The sequence below is a fragment of the Virgisporangium aurantiacum genome (genome assembly GCF_016863635.1).
GTDB lineage: Bacteria > Actinomycetota > Actinomycetes > Mycobacteriales > Micromonosporaceae > Virgisporangium > Virgisporangium aurantiacum.
In genome coordinates this window covers 43,310-59,289 of the sequence record NZ_BOPG01000016.1, presented here as the reverse complement: position 1 = coordinate 59,289, position 15,980 = coordinate 43,310, and the positions used below count along the sequence as shown (strand labels likewise).

Sequence of the window (15,980 nt, the reverse complement as noted above, 5' to 3'; positions counted from 1 at the left end):
GGAAACAGTAGCGCCAACTCGCCGGGGTACGTGGCGATCAGGCGCAGTTCGTCGTCGGTGAGCGGTCTGCCCGTCTGCGCGTTGCACAGCTGCACCAGCTGGAACGACAGTTCCTCGTCCTTGACGTCGGCCCCGAGCCGGTCCATGACGTGCCGGAAACCGGCCCGCCCGCCGTACTCGCCGGTGAGCACCACGCGTCCGCGGGTCGAGTGGTGGTCGGCGGGGAACGGGCCGAGCGCGTCCTCGTCGTACAACTCGTAGTTGCGGTGGTCCTTCAGCGCGCCGTCGGCGTGGATGCCCGACTCGTGCGCGAACGCGTTGACGCCCACGCCCGGCTGGTTGAACGGCAGCGGCTGCCCGAACGCGTAGGACGCCCACAGCGCGAACCGGCGCGCCCAGCTGAGATCCAGCGCGTCACCGATCTCGGCCCGGCCTTCGAGGCCGAACCCGTGCCGCAGCGCCAGGATGCACGAGAGCAGGTCGGCGTTGCCGGACCGCTCGCCGATCCCGTTCACGCACGTGTTGATCCAGACGTCCTGGCCCGCGTCGAGCCCGCCGAGGGCGCCGGCGATCGAGTTGGCCACGGCCAGGCCGAGGTCGTTGTGGCAGTGCGTCTCGACCGGCAGCCCGGTGGCGTCGGCCAACTTCGCGAACCGCTCGCCGATCCGGAAGGGCGTGTCGCCGCCGATCGTGTCGCAGTACCGCACCCGGTCGGCACCGGCCTCGCGGGCCGCGAGCGCGAACTCGGTGAGGAACCCGTCGTCGGTCCGCGAGCCGTCCTCGGCGTTGACGCCCACCGTCTCCGCCCCGCCCGCCTTCGCCGCGCGCACGGCCAGCTGGGTCTCGCGGATGATCGCATCGCGGTCCAATCTGCCCTTGAACTTGTTCTTGAGCATCTGGTCCGATGTCGAGATCGAGAGGTTGTAGTGCGCGAGCCCGAGCGGCGCCGCCTTCTCGACGTCCTCGGTGACCGCCCGGCACCAGCCGCTCAGGCGCAGCTCGCCGAACGCGCCGGCCTTCGCGAGCGCCACCTGCGCGCGCACGTAGGGCACCTCGTGGAACAGGAACGGGAACCCGATCTCGGACTGCATCACGCCGAGCCGGCCCAGGTAGAAGTTGACCGTCGTCTTGCCGAACTTCGACAGCCCGGTCCGGGCCGTCTGCACACCGTCGCGGTTGGTGACGTCGAGAAAGTGGATTCGTGGCATGCGGTCAGGTTGACACTTGCGCGTTCATACGGTCAATGTTGACGAAAATCAAGTACGAGGGGACGCGCATGGCAGACGACTGGCTGACCGCCGAGGAAGCGGCCACGCGGTTGGGTGTCAAAACCGCCACACTCTACGCATACGTGTCGCGTGGGGTGCTGTTGCGCCGCCGATCGCCCGAGGGCCACAGCCGGTTCGATCCGGCCGAGGTCGACCGGCTGGCCCGCCGCGGGCGCCCCCGCCGCCGGGCCGGGGTGTCGGAGGTCACCATCGAGTCCCGGATCACCGCGCTCGGCGCCGACCGCCCCTTCTTCCGCGGCCACGACGCCCTGGAGCTCGCGACGTCGCGGTCCTTCGAGGACGTGGCGGAACTCCTGTGGACCGGCTCGCTCCCGCTCCGCGAGGGGGATGCCGGCGGCGCGGCGTGGGGTGCGCCGGCCGCGGCGACCGCGCTCGCCCGGGCCGCGCAGAACGGCCTGCCCGCCGACGTCCTGCCGATCGAGCGGCTGCAGATCGCGGTGCCGATCCTCGCCGTCCTGGACCCGTTGCGGCACCACCGCGACACCGACACGATCGCCGCGATCGGCCGCTCGCTGGTCGCCGCGCTGGTGGAGTGCCTGCCGGCCGCGTCTTCCATATACGATGCTCGATCCGGTGCGGGTTCCGGCGCCGAAAGCGCACCGGATCGAGCGTCGTATACGCAAACCGGGTCGATCGCCGGCCGGCTCTGGCCGCGGATCACCGCTCACCCGGCCGACGACGCCCTGCTCGGCGTGCTCGGCACCGCCCTGGCGCTGCTCGCCGACCACGAACTCGCCGCCTCGACGCTCGCCGCCCGGGTGGCGGCGTCCGTGCGGGCCGACCCGTACGCGGTCGTGCTGGCCGGGGTCGGCGCCATGGGCGGGTCGCTGCACGGCGGTGCCTCGCTGGCCGTCGAGTCGTTGCTGGCGGAGATCGGCGACCCGGCCGACGCGGGCCGCGTGATCGGCCAGCGCCAGCGCCGGGGCGAGCGGATACCGGGCTTCGGCCACGCCGTCTACAAGGACGGCGACGGCCGGGCCACCACCCTGCTGACCGCCCTGCGGGAGGCGGCGCCGGAAACCCCGGCGCTCGCGCTCACCGACGCCGTTCTCGCCGAGGCGGAGCGGCGGGGGCTGCCGGCGGCGAACATCGACCTCGCCCTCGGTACGTTCTCCCGCGCGGCCGGCATGGTCACCGGCGGTGGGGAGGCGATCTTCGCGATCGCCCGCACCGTCGGCTGGTTGGCGCACGCGATCGAGGAGTACGACCGGCCCACCCGGCTGCGCCTGCGGGCGCACTACACGGGCTGATCGACCTTCAGCCGCTTGGCGGCGTACATCTCGAGGTCGGCCTCGTGCAGCAGCGTCGTCAGGTCGGTGCCCGGGCGGGCGGTGGCCGTGCCGATGCTCACCCGCACGCTCGCCGTCGCGGCGTCGCGAGTCGGGCCCAGCGCGACCGGCTCCGCCACCACGCCGGTCAGCCGCCGAACCAGGCCGGGGACGTCGGTCGGCTGGTCGGACGGGAGCAGGATCGCGAACTCGTCGCCGCCCAGGCGGGCCACCGTGCCGTGGTCGCGCAGGCACCTCGACAACCGCAGGGCCACCGTCTGCAACAACTGGTCACCGGCGTTGTGGCCGTACCGGTCGTTGACCGGCTTGAACCCGTCCAGGTCCAGCATGAGCACGGTCGGCGTGCCGCCGCCGGCCAGTTCGGCCTGCAGCCGGTCGAGGAACAGGGTGCGGTTGGCGAGACCGGTGAGCGCGTCGTGGTAGGCGAGGTGACGGAGGCGCTCGGCCAGCGCGTCGCGCTCCTGCACCGCGCGTTGCAGCACGTCGCGCGCCTCGGCCAACTCGTCGACCTTGGCGTTGAGGCGCGTCACCAGGTCGTCGTTGTCGGCGAACGCCGCGAGCTGGCGGGCCACCACCAGCGCCGACCCCACCAGCGCCCCGACGAGCACCACCCACGCCGTCAGCCCCAGCCCGGTGTCGTGCAGCACCCACACCGCCGCCGCGTAGTTCGCCAGCACGGCGACGTACGGCATCCGGTTGTACGACTTCTCGGGGGCGTGCCCCGCCGCGGACCCCGACGACGACTGCAGCCACTGGATCCGGAGCCCGGCGGCGAACCCCACGTTCGTCAGCACGACGATGCCGGCCCGCCAGGACACGTGGCCGGAGTCGACCATCCAGGGCTTGGCGGCCTCGTTGATGGCGTAGAGCACGGCCGGGATCGTCCCGACGCCCCCGGCCAGCCGGGTCATCGGGGCGGAATGCCCCAGCGCGAGCCGCACCACGCCGAACGCCACCACGACCAGCGCCGCCGGACCGATCAGCGTCCGCACCAGGTCGCCGGTCTCGGGCTGGTCGGTGGTCGGCCCGCTGAACTGCCACACGAGCACCGCGACCCCGACCATCACCGTGGTGACGTCGAGCCAGAACCGCACCCGCTCCCGCCCGGACACGACACCGGACGGCGTCGTGAAGATCGCCACGATCAGGATCAGCGAGGCCACCCCGATGAGCGCCGCCTGCGCCGGGGATTCGGAGCGCGCGACGCTGCCGGGGTCGCGCACCGAGACGACCAGGGCGGCCACGCTGCCGGCGCCGAAGCACATGGCCGACGCCGCCATCACCCGCCAGAACCGGCGGGCGGCCCGGGTCGTCGTCGGCAGCGCCGCGATCTGCCGGCTCAGCACGGCGGCCCAGACCTGCAGGGCCAGGGAGACCATGGCGCCGGCGGCACCGAGCGCGCGGTACGGCAGCAGGTCGAACCCGAAGACGACCAGCACGGCGACCGTCGTCGCGAGGACCGCGATCATGCCGCGATCGCGGGGTCGACCGTCACTGCTCATGATCACCTTCGTTCGGGGCCGGGACTCACGCGTCCCATCGGCACCCGGACACCGGTCCTGAGCCGGTCACCGTTTGCTGAACGCCTTGTCGGCGTACATCGCCAGGTCGGCCCGGTGCAGCAGGTCACTCATGCGTTCGCCCGGCTCGGCCGTCGCCCAGCCGAAACTGGCCCGCACCCGCACCTCGGCCCGCGCGGCTCCCGTACCGACCCGCACCGGCTGGACGATCATGAGCTCCATCCGCTCGACCAGGTCCGCGATGTCCACCGCCGGGTCGGTCAGCACCGCGCCGAACTCGTCGCCGCCGAGGCGGGCCACGGTGCCGCTGTCGCGCACGCACCGCGACAGCCGCAGCGCCGCCGCCTGCAGCACCTGGTCACCGGCGTTGTGGCCGTGCTGGTCGTTCACCGGCTTGAAGTCGTTGAGGTCGATGATCAGCACGGTGGGCGTCTCGCCGGACGTCAGCGCGGCCTGCAGCTTCTCCCGGAACATGGTGCGGTTGGCGAGACCGGTGAGGCTGTCGTGGTAGGCGAGGTGCCGCAGCCGCTCGGCCAGGCCGTCGCGTTGCAGCACCGCGCGTTGCAGCACGTCGCGCGCCTCGGCGAGCTCCTCGACCTTGGCGTTGAGCCGGGCGAGCAGGTCGTCGTTGTCGGCGAACGCCGCCAGCTGGCGGGCCACCACCAGCGCCGACCCGACGATGGCGCCGCCGAGCACCACCCAGGCGCGCAGCGTCAGGCCCTCGCCGGCCAGGGCCCAGATCAGCAGGCCGTAGCTGGCGCCGACGGCCAGGTACGGCAGCCGGCTGTAGGGGTCCCGGTTGTCGCGGCGGGTGCCGAGGCCGCCCATCCGCAACTGCCGGTGCTGGATCCGCAGGGCGGCCAGCAGGAGCAGGTTGGCGAGCATCCCCAGGCCGTTCGGCCACGACGGGTGCCCGGCGTCGACCATCCGCTGGGTCAGCACCGCGTCGACGCTGATCAGCACGGCGGTGACCGCCGCGAGCACACCGGCCGTCCGGGAGAACAGGACGTTGCCGCCGAGCGACAGCTTGACCAGCCCGAACGCGATCACCATGAACCCCGCCGGCCCGATCAGCGCCCGCACCAGCTCGGCCGGCCGGGTGTCCGCCGCGGAGTACCCGCCGAGCTGCCAGGCGAACAGGCCGACGCCGACCAGCACCACGGCCGCGTCCAACCAGAAGCGGATCCGTTCCCGCCGGCCCGCGAGACCCAGCGGCGACGTCGCCATCGCGGTGGTGAGGATCGCCGCGCCGCCGGCCTGGAACACCACCTGGAGCGGGCTGCCGGCGATCACCCGCGGGTCGTCCGGCCACAGCAGCGCGATCCCGAGCTGCACGAAACAGCTGGTGGTGAACGACACGCAGGCCCACCCGACCAGCCGGTGGAACCGCCGCACGCTCGACCCGATCCCGGGCAGGCGGGCGATCCGGAAGCACTGCCGGACCACCATGACCTCGACGACGCAGACCGTCGACCAGGCCACCTGGCCCAGCGCCGGCATCGGGATCAGGTCGGGCCCGTACACGAGCACCGTGACCAGGGCGGCGACGACGATGCCGACCAGCCCGCGATCGCGGGACCACCAGGTCGCGACAGTGCTCATGGGTGCCAATTCGTCCGGGGGAGGGGCACTACCACCATCGGTCCGCCGCACCCCGTCCTTAGAGGAGATCGGCGAGCAGCTCCGCGAGGTGCCGGGCGCGCCGGCCGGTGAGGTGGTCGAGCTGGGTGCGGCAGGAGAAGCCGTCGGCGAGCAGGTCGGCGTCGGGAGCACCGGCGACGGCCGGCAGCAGGTGCGTCTCCGCGACCGCCACCGACACGTCGTAGTGGTCCATCCCGAAGTTGCCGGCCAGGCCGCAGCACCCGGGCACCCGGGTGACGGTGGCGCCGGTGCGTTCGAGTAGCGCGCGGTCGGCGTCCCAGCCGAGCACGGCGTGGTGGTGGCAGTGCGGCTGGGCGAGCAGGTGCCGGTCGGTCCGGCCGGGCTCGAAGCCGCGCGCGGTGAGCAGTTCCGCGAGCGTCCGCACGCGACCCACCACCTCCAGCACGGGGTCGTCGGGACCGAGGACCGTGCGCGCGTCATCTCTCAAACTGGCGACGCAGCTCGGCTCCAGACCGACCACCGCAACCCCGCCGGGCCCTGCTTGTGACACAGCTTTCTCCAGCGCCGCGAGGCCGCGGCGCAGCCGGCGCCGCGCGGCGCCGAACTGCCCGGTGGAGGTGAAGGTCAATCCGCAACAAACCCTTTGAGACGGCGTGAGCACGGCGAATCCGGCCGCCTCCAGCACGCGGACGGCCGCCGCCGCGACCTCCGGTGCGAAGTACTCGGTGAACGTGTCGGTCCACAGCACCACGGGATCACCGGTGCCCGCCGACGGACGGACCCGCGCGCGGCGGGTGAACCTCGGCAGCGGCCGGCGCGGGTCGATCCCCGCGACGCGCTTCGCGATCCAGGTGCCCGCCAGCCGGTTCGCCGCCGCCGGCGCGATCGCCGCGAGCCGGGCCCAGCGCGGCAACCAGCCGAGGCTGTAGTGGGTGCGCGGACGGAGCCGGCGCCGGTACCGCCGGTGCAGCACCTCGGCCTTCCAGGTGGCCACGTCGACGCCGGTCGGGCAGTCCGACGCGCAACCCTTGCAGGCCAGGCACAGGTCGAGCGACTCCTCGACCTCCGGCGCCCGCCAGCCGCCGGTGACCAGCGTGCCGTTGACCATCTCCTGCAGCACCCGCGCCCGGCCCCGGGTGGAGTCCTTCTCGTCGCGGGTGGCGAGGTAGCTGGGGCACATGACGCCGCCGGTGTCGGCGGTGCACTTGCCGACGCCGGTGCACCGGTGGACGGCGGTGCTGAAATCGCCGTCCCTTGCCGCTGGGCGGCGGAGATCTTTTGTGAACGGCCGCGGGCGCACGATGACGCCGGGGTTGAGGACGTCGTCCGGGTCGAAGACGTCCTTGACCGCTTCGAACGCGGCGATCACCCGTTCGGAGTACATCAGCGGCAGCAGCGCGCCGCGGGCCCGGCCGTCGCCGTGCTCGCCCGACATCGACCCGCCGTGCGCGGCCACCAGCCGGGCGGCTCGGGTGACGAACGTTTCGAAGGTCCTGGTGTCGGCGTCGAGCGGGAAGTCGATCCGCACGTGCACGCAGCCGTCGCCGAAGTGGCCGTACGGCATCCCGGTGAGCCCGTGCTCGTCGAGCAGCGCGTCGAACTCGCGCAGGTAGGCGCCGAGGCGGTGCGGCGGGACGGCGGCGTCCTCCCAGCCGGCGTGCGCCGGGCGGCCGGCGGGCGAGGTGCCGCTGAGCCCCGCGCCGTCCTCCCGGATCCGCCACAGCGTGGCCGCCTGCGCGGCGTCGGTGATCACGGTCCCGCCGATGGTCTCCGCCGCCCGGCGGGCCTGGTCCGGGTCGTCGCCCGTGACCTCGACGAACAGCCACCCGCGGCCCGGCGGCAGCGGCGGCACCGCGCCCTTGCGCCGGCGGACCACGTCGACGATCCGGTGGTCGAGGCCCTCGATCGCGATCGGTTTCAGCGCCAGCAGGCCGGGGACGGCGTCGGCCGCCTGTGCCATGTCGGGATAGCCCAGGACGACGAGCGCGGTCGCCCGCGGCAGCGGCACCAGGTTCAGCGTGGCCTCGACCGCCACCGCGCAGGTGCCCTCGGTGCCCACCAGGGCTTTGGCCAGGTCGGCGCCGTTCTCCGGCAGCAGGTGGTCGAGGGCGTAGCCGGACACCTGCCGGCTGAACCGGCCCAGCTCGGTGCGGATGGTGGCCAGGTTCGCGGCGACGATCTCGGGAAGTCCGTGGTGTTCTGTGCCTTTTGTGGCTCTGATCCGCTCGCCCCGCCCGGTGACCGCGTCGAGCTCCCGCACGTTGTCGGCCGTCCGGCCCCACGCCATGGCATGGGTGCCGCAGGCGTTGTTGCCGACCATGCCGCCGATCGTGCACCGGTTGTGGCTCGACGGGTCCGGCCCGAACCGCAGCCCGTGCGGTCGCGCCGCCGCCTGCAGCGTGTCGAGCACCACACCCGGCTGCACCCGCGCGGTCCGCGCGTCCGGGTCGATTTCAATGATCTTGTGGAGATGGCGCCGCAGGTCCGCGACCACCCCGGGCCCGACGGCGTTGCCGGCGATCGACGTTCCGGCGCCCCGCGCGGTGAACGGCACTCCGGTGGCCCGGCACACCGCGATCGCGGCGGCCACCTCGTCGGCGTCGCGCGGGTGGACGACCGCGGTCGGCACCACCCGGTACAGCGACGCGTCGGTGGAGTATTCGGCCCGGCGGCGGGTAGTCGTGTCGACCTGACCGACGCCGGCGCGCCGCAGTTCGGCGGCGAGTTGATCCGCAGTGATCACCGTGCCTGCCTACCACGTAAACGCGCGCCGAGCCGTTGTGGAAAGGTTGTAGGGCATTCCGCGAACCGAGGAGCCAACCCGCATGTCCCCGATCCCCGAACACGACGACGCCTTCAGCTTCGCCGACCTCAATCTCCGGCCGGAGCTGCTCAAGGCGCTCACCGGGCTCGGGTACGAGGAGCCCACGCCCATCCAACGTGAGGCCATCCCGCCCATGATGGCCGGCAGCGACCTGCTCGGCCAGGCCGCCACCGGCACCGGCAAGACCGCGGCGTTCGCGCTGCCGATCCTCGAACGGCTGGCCGCCGAGCGCGGCGCCACCGAGTCCCGCAAGCCCATGTCGCTCGTCCTGGTGCCCACCCGGGAACTGGCCGTGCAGGTCTCCGAGGCCATCCACAAGTACGGGCGTGACCTGGGCGCGCGGGTGGTCCCGATCTACGGCGGCCAGCCGATCGGCCGGCAGCTGCGGGCGCTGGAGTACGGCGTCGACGTGGTGGTCGCCACACCGGGCCGGGCGCTCGACCACATCGGCCGCCAGACGCTCGACCTCGCCGACGTCAAGATCGTGGTGCTCGACGAGGCCGACGAGATGCTCGACATGGGCTTCGCCGAAGACATCGAGGCGATCCTCGAACAGGCGCCGGCCGAGCGGCAGACCGTGCTGTTCTCGGCGACGATGCCGCCGCGCATCGAGTCGATCGCCGGCGCGCACCTGCGCGAGCCGGTGCGCATCCGGATGGGCCGGGCCGCCACCGAACCCGGCGAGGCGCCGCTGGTGCGGCAGAGCGCGTACGTGGTGCCGCGCTCGCACAAGCCGGCCGCGCTGGGCCGCATCCTCGACATCGAGGCACCGGCGGCGGCGATCGTGTTCTGCCGCACGCGCGACGAGGTCGACCACCTCACCGAGACGCTGAACGGGCGCGGCTACCGGGCCGAGGCGCTGCACGGCGGCATGGGCCAGGAGGCCCGCGACCGGGTGATGGCCCGCCTTCGGGCCGGCACCGCCGACCTGATCGTCGCCACCGACGTCGCCGCCCGCGGGCTCGACATCGAGCAGCTCACCCACGTGGTCAACTACGACGTGCCGTCGGCGCCCGAGGCGTACGTGCACCGCATCGGCCGGGTCGGCCGGGCCGGCCGCGAGGGCGTGGCGATCACCCTCGCCGAGCCGCGCGAGCACCGCATGCTCAAGACGATCGAGCGGGTCACCCGGCAGCGGATCGCGGTGGAGAAGGTGCCGACGGTCGCCGACCTGCGCGCCCGTCAGCTGGAGCTGACGCGGGCCGCCGTCCGCGAGACCCTGCTGCAGGACGCCGAGAACGGTGGCCTCGACCGGTACCGGTCGGTCGTCGAGACGCTCACCGACGAGTTCGACATCATGGAGGTCGCGCTCGCCGCCGTGAAACTCGTCCACGAGTCCAACGGCATGACCGACGACGACGAGGAGATCCCCGACGTCCCGTTGCGCGGTCCCCGCGCCGAGGGCCCCCGCGACTCCCGCGACCCCCGCCGCCCGCGCGACGGCCGCGACTTCCGCGACGGCGGTGGCCGTGACTTCCGCGACGGCGGTGGCCGCGGGCGGCCCGGCACCACCGGCATGACCCGCCTGTTCATCGGCCTCGGCCGCCGCGCCGGCATCCGGCCGGGCGACCTGGTCGGCGCGATCACGGGCGAGTCCCGCCTGGGCGGCCGCGACGTCGGTGCCATCGAGATCGCCGACCGCTTCTCGCTGGTGGAGGTCCCCGACAGCGCAGCCGAGGACGTGATCGCCGCCCTCCGCGACGCCACCTTCAAAGGCAAGCGCGCCACGGTAAGACGCGAACGCTTCTAGCCCAGCCAAGATCGTTAGCGGTGCGACGGTTTTGCTGTTTCCAGCGCCCGAAACAGCAAGAACGTCACACCGCTAACGATCATGAAAGGCTGCCCGCACCACGGCGAGGGTTCTGGCGGGGTTGCGGAGTACGTCATCGGCGGTGAAGCGGAGGACCGTCCAGCCCAGGAGGTGCAGGCGGTTCAGGCGGACGGCGTCGCGCCGGAACGTGTCGCGTTCGCGGTGGTGGTCGCCGTCGTACTCCAGCGCCACCCGCTTCTCCGGGTACGCGAGGTCCACCCGGGCCACCAGCCTGTCGTCGCGGTCGAAGACGTCGTACTGCACCACGGGTTCGGGCAGCTCGCCGAGCACGGCGATCAGCCGCAACCGCGTCTCCATGGGCGACTCGACGAACGGGCGGGCCAACCCGATCGCCCGCACCGCGGCGTTTGCCCCGTTCCACGCCGCGTGCTCGGCCACGTAGGCGTGCAGACGGTCCAGGCGCACCACCCGCTGGTGGAGCAGCGCGTCCACCCCCACCACGGCCGCCACCAGGTCTCGCCCTCGCGCCAGATCGAACGCCGTGCGCAGCGGCGCGGTGACCGGAAGGCCGCTCCGTCGGGCCCGATCGCCGGGAGCGAGTGGTGATCGCACCACCCGTAGCCCGGGTTGCGGGCGCAATCCGCCCGGTGCCGTTACCTCCACCGGCTGGTCACGGGCCAGCACCTGCGCGTTGTAGAGGTGCGCGGCCGACCGATGACTCAGCGCCGCGCCAGGCGGAAGCAGCAGTGCCGCCGCCCGGCACAGCGTCATGTGGTCGACGGTTTCCGACCGGTCCAGGTACACACCCCGGAACAGCCGGCGAAAATGCGGTCCGCGCAGGCGGGCGGGCGTCACCAGGCCGGCGGTGATCGCGGCGGATCCGAGGAACGGGCCGGAGGCGGTCGTGAGCACGGACCAGCCTGTGCCGGCACACGTCCCCCGCGCTGCCCCTGTGGACAACGCCCGCCCGCGCCCGCCCGGCCGCCTGTGGACAAACCCCACGGCCGCCCCGGGTGTGCTATGAGCGCGGCCTCAGCGGGGGAGGCCGGCTCCGACGCAGACGAAACCGGCGGCGGCGGCCAGTTCGGCGCCGCCGGCCTCGTCGGTGGAGAGGCCGACCGACTGCTGGGCCTGTGCCAGTGCGGTCGCCGGGGCCAGGCCGGCCGCCAGCCGCCGGTGGAACTCCACCATCAGCGGGGCCGTGGCCGCGTCCGGAACCGGCACCACCGACGCCACGAGTTGCTGGGCGCCCTTGGCCAGGAACGTCGCCGCCAGGCCGAGGAGTTCGTCGCCGGCGTAGACGACGTGCCGGCCGCTGTCGCAGGCGGCCAGCACCACCGTCGGCGGGACGCGGGGGAGCTGTTCCAGGTCGTAGACCATGAGGGGACCGTCGGCCAGCTGCAACGACGAGAACAGCGGGTTGTCCGGCGACAGGCGGCCGTGCATGGCGAGATGGGCCAGGTCGGCCTTGGTGAGGGCGGCCGCCGTGGCCTCCGCGGTCGCGGACGCGTCCACCAGCGCGACGGTCGAGTAGATCGCGGCCACCGACTCGGCCTCGCGGCGCGCGCCCGGCAGTTGCGGGCCCGCCACCACCGCCACCGAGCCGGTGGCCTGGTAGGAGCGGGTTCGGGCCAGGAACCACGAGGTCGCCGACGGGGCCACGGTCACCGGGCGGCCGGCACACGTCGGCAGGATCGACCACGGCAGCGACTGCAGCCGTCCGGTGGGCACGAGCACCACCGGTGCGCCGGTGACGGCGTCGCCCAGCGCGTCGCGCACCGGTTGCAGCAGCAGGTGGTCGAGGCGGTTCGCGGCGTCGCGCAGCATCGCCACCGCGGCCGCCCGACCCGCCGCGCCCGACCGCTGCCGGGCCAGCCGGTGCAGCCCGAACGCGACCCGGTCGAGCAGGTCGTGCACCGGCTCCGCCGGCCCCAGCCGGTGCAGCCGCGCCCGCCCGTCGATCAGCGCGACCATCGACAGCACGCCGTCGAGCTCGACGAACTCCAGCAGCGCCGCCCGGCCCAGCCGGTCGATCAACGCGTCGAGCGGCGTGGGGTCGGACAGCTCCGCCTGGCCGGGCTGCCGCCGGCAGTAGTCGCGGATCTGGCGCTCCAGCGCGATCTGCCGGGCCAGCGCCCGCGCCGGGTTCCGGCCGGCGCCGCGCTGCTCGGCCGCCTCGTTCACCGCCAGCCGCAGCTCCGCCAGGGCCGCGGCGAGCGGCGGGTCCTCCGGCGGACGCACCGGCCGGATCAGGAACAGGCTGGCCCGGCCCCGCTCGGCCCACTCGAACACGGCCCGCGGGTTGCCGCGGGTCATCGCGATCCGGAGGCCGAGCTGGGCCAGCTCGGTCCGCTGGGCGGCGGTGTGCGCGAGCAGGTCGGTGGCGCCGAGCGTCGCGCGGTGCTCGTCCACGATCCGCAGGCCGGTGCGGACGGCCCGGACCGCCCCGCGCGGATTGCCGCCCGACAACCGCAGGAGCGCCGTGGCGTACCAGGCCCGGGCCCGCAGCGCGGCCGGCCCCCGCCGGCGCGCCGGATCGACCTGCTCGAGGTGCGCCCGCGCCTCGGCGCCCCGGCCCCGCTCCAGCGCGAGTTGGGCGGCGGCCACCCGTGCCTCGGCCGCCGAGGCCGTCCAGGGCGTCCGGTCGAGCGCGTCGGCCACCCGGGCGGCCTCCGCGATGGTCACGCGGTTGCAGTTCGGCCCGGCCATCCGGGCCGCCAGCACCGCGAACCGCGCCTGCGCGGCCCATTCGGGACGGCTCTGCCGCTCGAACTCGCGCACCGCCTGCTTCGCCTGCGCCAGAGCGACAGCCGGGTCGTCGTCGAGCAGGGCCGCCCGGCTGTGCAGCAGCCGCACCTCCGGCACGGCGCCGAGCCGACGCTCCCGGCGCAGTTCGGTGGCGGCGTTCTCGGCCGCCGTCCGCGCCTCGGCGGCCAGGTACATCGACAGCAGCAACTCGGTGCGGTCGCGGAGCACCTGGCCCAACTGGGCATTGAGGCCGCGCAGCCGCTGCTCGGCCTCATCGAGATCGCGGAGCGCCTGCGGCAGGTCACCGGCCAGCGTGTTGACCCAGCCCAGGTTCTGCTGAGTGAACGCGGCCGAGGTGCCCAGCCTCAGCTCGTCGCTGAGGCGAGCGGCCTCGGTCAGGTCGGCCAGCGCGCTACCGAGCTGGAGCCGGTGCCCGTACAGCACGCCCCGGTTCGACAGCACCCGCCAGATCCACACCGGGTCGTCGGCGCGACGCAGGGCCGGCAGCGCCGCGTTGTAGTCGGCGAGCGCGGCGTCGAGGCGGCCGAGCTGATGCGCGATCACACCGCGTTGCGCGACGCACCGGGCCCGATCGGAGCCACGCAGGTCACGGAGAGCGCGCTCGATTTCCCGGAGCGCCTTACCTGACCAGCCCCGCGAGCTCATCGCGAACGCCAACGTCATGCGGGCCTGCGCCGCGAGCTCGGGAGCGGCGGCCCGCTCGCCGTGCCGGATCGCCGACCTCAGGTGGCGCATCGCGACGTCGAGATCGCGCGCGTGCAACGCGGCGAGCCCTAGAGCCCGCTCGGCGACGCATGCGACCGCGAGATCGCCGACGGCACGGGCCTGATCGAGAATTCCGGACGCCGACCGGGTGGCCTGCCGGGGATCGGACTCCGCCGATCGGAGTGCCGCGCGTGCCTGTTCGGCCAGGTCGGAACTCATGACTGTGACCAGGAGAAGAATCCCGCCCAGGCACGTCGTATCAACGACACTCCAACCCGCTCCGTAGGGATGGAGCTTACCGCGAGGACTTCAGCAGAGAGGACCGCGTAATGGCAATAGCGGATGGCGAAACCCAGCCCACCACCTCGGTACCCGACGAGATCGTCGTCGATCGCCCGTACGAGGATGTGGTGCTGACCCTGCTCCGCGACCTGGGGTTGCGCCGGGAGGTGAAGGCCAGCAGCAAGGTGCTCGACCTGAGCCGCATCGGCGTCACGGGGCTGGCCGATGCCGCGGCGCGGCTGCGGCAGGAAGCCGACGAACTGGCCGGCTCGCCCGGTACCGAACCGTGGCGCGTCGCCTTTCCCCGCCCGACCGACCAGTCGTCCCCGCTCGACCTGCTGCTCTACTGCATCCGGTTCCGCACCGCTCGCGACAACGCGGGCTGGACGTTCGAGATGGGCAAGAACCGGCACGTCCGTAGTGTGATCGGGCTGCCGCACCTGAGCGGCGGCGGGGTGCTCTACCCCGTGGCGGCGTCGGCGCCCGCGCCCCGGCCCGGCGAACCGGCCCGCGAGACCTGCCTGGTCGGCCTCCTCGACACCCGCATCACCGCGCATCCCCTGCTGGTCGGCAAGCTGCACGCCGACGAGGGTGCGGTGCTCGACGGTCCGGGTCCGCACCCGCACTGGGCCGGGCACGCCACGTTCGTGGCCGGGCGGATCCTGGACGAGGCGCCGGAGGCCCGCCTCGTGGTGGGCGCGGTCCTCGACGACGAGCACGCCGTCGCGACCGCGTGGGACACGGCGCTGGCGATGATGAAGTTCCGCGACTCCGGGGTGAAGATCCTCAACCTGTCGCTGGGCTGCATCACCGCCGACGGCGACGCCCCGCTGATCATCGCGCGGGCGGTCGAGTTGCTCACCCCGCAGATGGTGATCGTCGCCGCCGCCGGCAACCACGGCGACCCCAAGCTCAACGGCGACTCGGGCACCGACGAGCGGGCGGCCTGCTGGCCCGCGGCGTTGTCGCAGGTCGAGGCCGTCGGTGGAGACACCGAGGCGGGTGACCGGGCGGGCTTCAGCCCGGACGTGCGGTGGACGACGTTCATGGCGCCGGGCCAGAACGTCGTGGGTCCGTTCCTGACCGGTACGGTCAACGTGCAGACGCGTGAGCACGGCACCCTTCCCACCGAGTTTCCGGAGGGATGGGCGTCGTGGTCGGGGACGTCGTTCGCCGCGGCCACCGTCACCGGGCGGCTGGCCCGGCTGACCGCCAAGAACGGTGGCGACCCGCACGCCGCACTGCGCGAACTCCGGCGGACCCTGCGCCAGGCCGGTGGGAGCGACCCGATCACGCTGGCGCACTGAAGGGGAGGCGTGCATGGCTGACGACCCATCGGTCGTCGCGCTGGTGATCGAGGCGCGTGACGGGAGCCAGCTCGCGTGGAACGCGATCGTCGACCGTTACGCGCCCCTGGTCTGGGCCATCGGTCGCCGGCACGATCTGGGCCGGCCCGACATCGACGACGTGGGCCAGAGCGTCTGGCTCAAGTTGGTCGAGCACCTGGCCGACATCCGTGACCCGGCCGCACTGCCGGGGTGGATCGCGACGACCACCCGCAACGAGTGTCTGCGGGTTTTGCGCACCAGCAGGTCCCGGGAACAGGCCGAGCACAGGGCCGACCCCGAGCCGTACGCCGAGGGCGGCTTCGCCGAGATCGAGCAGGAGCTCGAACGGGTGCAGCGGCAGGCGGCGTTGCGGTCGGCGTTCCGGGAGCTGCGTCCGCGCTGTCAGGAACTGCTGTCGCAACTGTTCAAGGAGCAGCGGCCGGCGTACCGCGACATCAGCGCCACGCTGGGGATGAAGATCGGTTCGATCGGACCGAGTCGGGAACGCTGCCTCTCGGAACTGCGGCGCTGCCCCGCCCTCGCCGTACTGATCGAGGGCGAAGGGGCCGGCGCGACCCGGGAAGCGAGGCGACGGTGACAT

10 protein-coding genes are annotated in these 15,980 nt (G+C 73.4%); 4 read left to right on the top strand and 6 right to left on the bottom strand.

What is annotated here, in order from left to right:
* The coding region (locus Vau01_RS13985) for a LeuA family protein (protein ID WP_203991924.1) at window positions 1-1,208 on the bottom strand (1,208 nt) is incomplete at its 3' end.
* 68 nt (window positions 1,209-1,276) lie between these two features.
* Between Vau01_RS13985 and Vau01_RS13980 the strand changes: the two genes are divergently transcribed.
* Complete coding sequence (locus tag Vau01_RS13980) at window positions 1,277-2,539, top strand: citrate/2-methylcitrate synthase (protein WP_203991922.1); 1,263 nt, start codon at window positions 1,277-1,279, stop codon at window positions 2,537-2,539.
* Here the strand turns inward: Vau01_RS13980 and Vau01_RS64610 are convergent.
* From Vau01_RS64610 to Vau01_RS13965, 3 genes are all read right to left on the bottom strand, one after another.
* Window positions 2,527-4,080, bottom strand: a complete 1,554-nt coding sequence (locus tag Vau01_RS64610) for a GGDEF domain-containing protein (protein WP_275423939.1) — start codon at window positions 4,078-4,080, stop codon at window positions 2,527-2,529. The two genes, Vau01_RS13980 and Vau01_RS64610, sit on opposite strands and share 13 nt — an antisense overlap.
* Window positions 4,081-4,146: 66 nt before the next feature.
* A complete protein-coding gene (locus Vau01_RS13970) occupies window positions 4,147-5,700 on the bottom strand; it encodes a GGDEF domain-containing protein (RefSeq protein WP_203991919.1) in 1,554 nt (517 codons plus the stop codon).
* 58 nt (window positions 5,701-5,758) lie between these two features.
* Entirely contained in the window at window positions 5,759-8,443 is a 2,685-nt protein-coding gene (locus Vau01_RS13965) for an FAD-binding and (Fe-S)-binding domain-containing protein (protein WP_203991917.1), read from the bottom strand.
* Between the two features lie 82 nt (window positions 8,444-8,525).
* Between Vau01_RS13965 and Vau01_RS13960 the strand changes: the two genes are divergently transcribed.
* The gene (locus Vau01_RS13960; RefSeq protein ID WP_203991915.1) at window positions 8,526-10,274 is read left to right on the top strand and encodes a DEAD/DEAH box helicase; all 1,749 of its coding nucleotides are present in this window, start codon (window positions 8,526-8,528) and stop codon (window positions 10,272-10,274) included.
* A gap of 72 nt (window positions 10,275-10,346) precedes the next feature.
* On the opposite strand, the gene Vau01_RS13955 is transcribed toward Vau01_RS13960, so the two are convergent.
* Together Vau01_RS13955 and Vau01_RS13950 are read right to left on the bottom strand one after the other, a co-directional pair.
* The gene (locus Vau01_RS13955) at window positions 10,347-11,207 is read right to left on the bottom strand and encodes a DUF559 domain-containing protein (protein WP_203991912.1); all 861 of its coding nucleotides are present in this window, start codon (window positions 11,205-11,207) and stop codon (window positions 10,347-10,349) included.
* Between the two features lie 120 nt (window positions 11,208-11,327).
* The gene (locus Vau01_RS13950; RefSeq protein WP_203991910.1) at window positions 11,328-13,988 is read right to left on the bottom strand and encodes a CHAT domain-containing protein; all 2,661 of its coding nucleotides are present in this window, start codon (window positions 13,986-13,988) and stop codon (window positions 11,328-11,330) included.
* A gap of 110 nt (window positions 13,989-14,098) precedes the next feature.
* Between Vau01_RS13950 and Vau01_RS13945 the strand changes: the two genes are divergently transcribed.
* Together Vau01_RS13945 and Vau01_RS13940 are read left to right on the top strand one after the other, a co-directional pair.
* Window positions 14,099-15,358 (top strand): S8 family peptidase, encoded by a 1,260-nt coding sequence (locus tag Vau01_RS13945; RefSeq protein WP_203991908.1) that lies wholly within the window; start codon window positions 14,099-14,101, stop codon window positions 15,356-15,358.
* 13 nt (window positions 15,359-15,371) lie between these two features.
* Window positions 15,372-15,977, top strand: coding sequence for an RNA polymerase sigma factor (locus Vau01_RS13940; RefSeq protein ID WP_203991906.1), 606 nt, complete (start codon window positions 15,372-15,374; stop codon window positions 15,975-15,977).
* The last annotated feature ends 3 nt before the right edge of the window (window positions 15,978-15,980 follow it).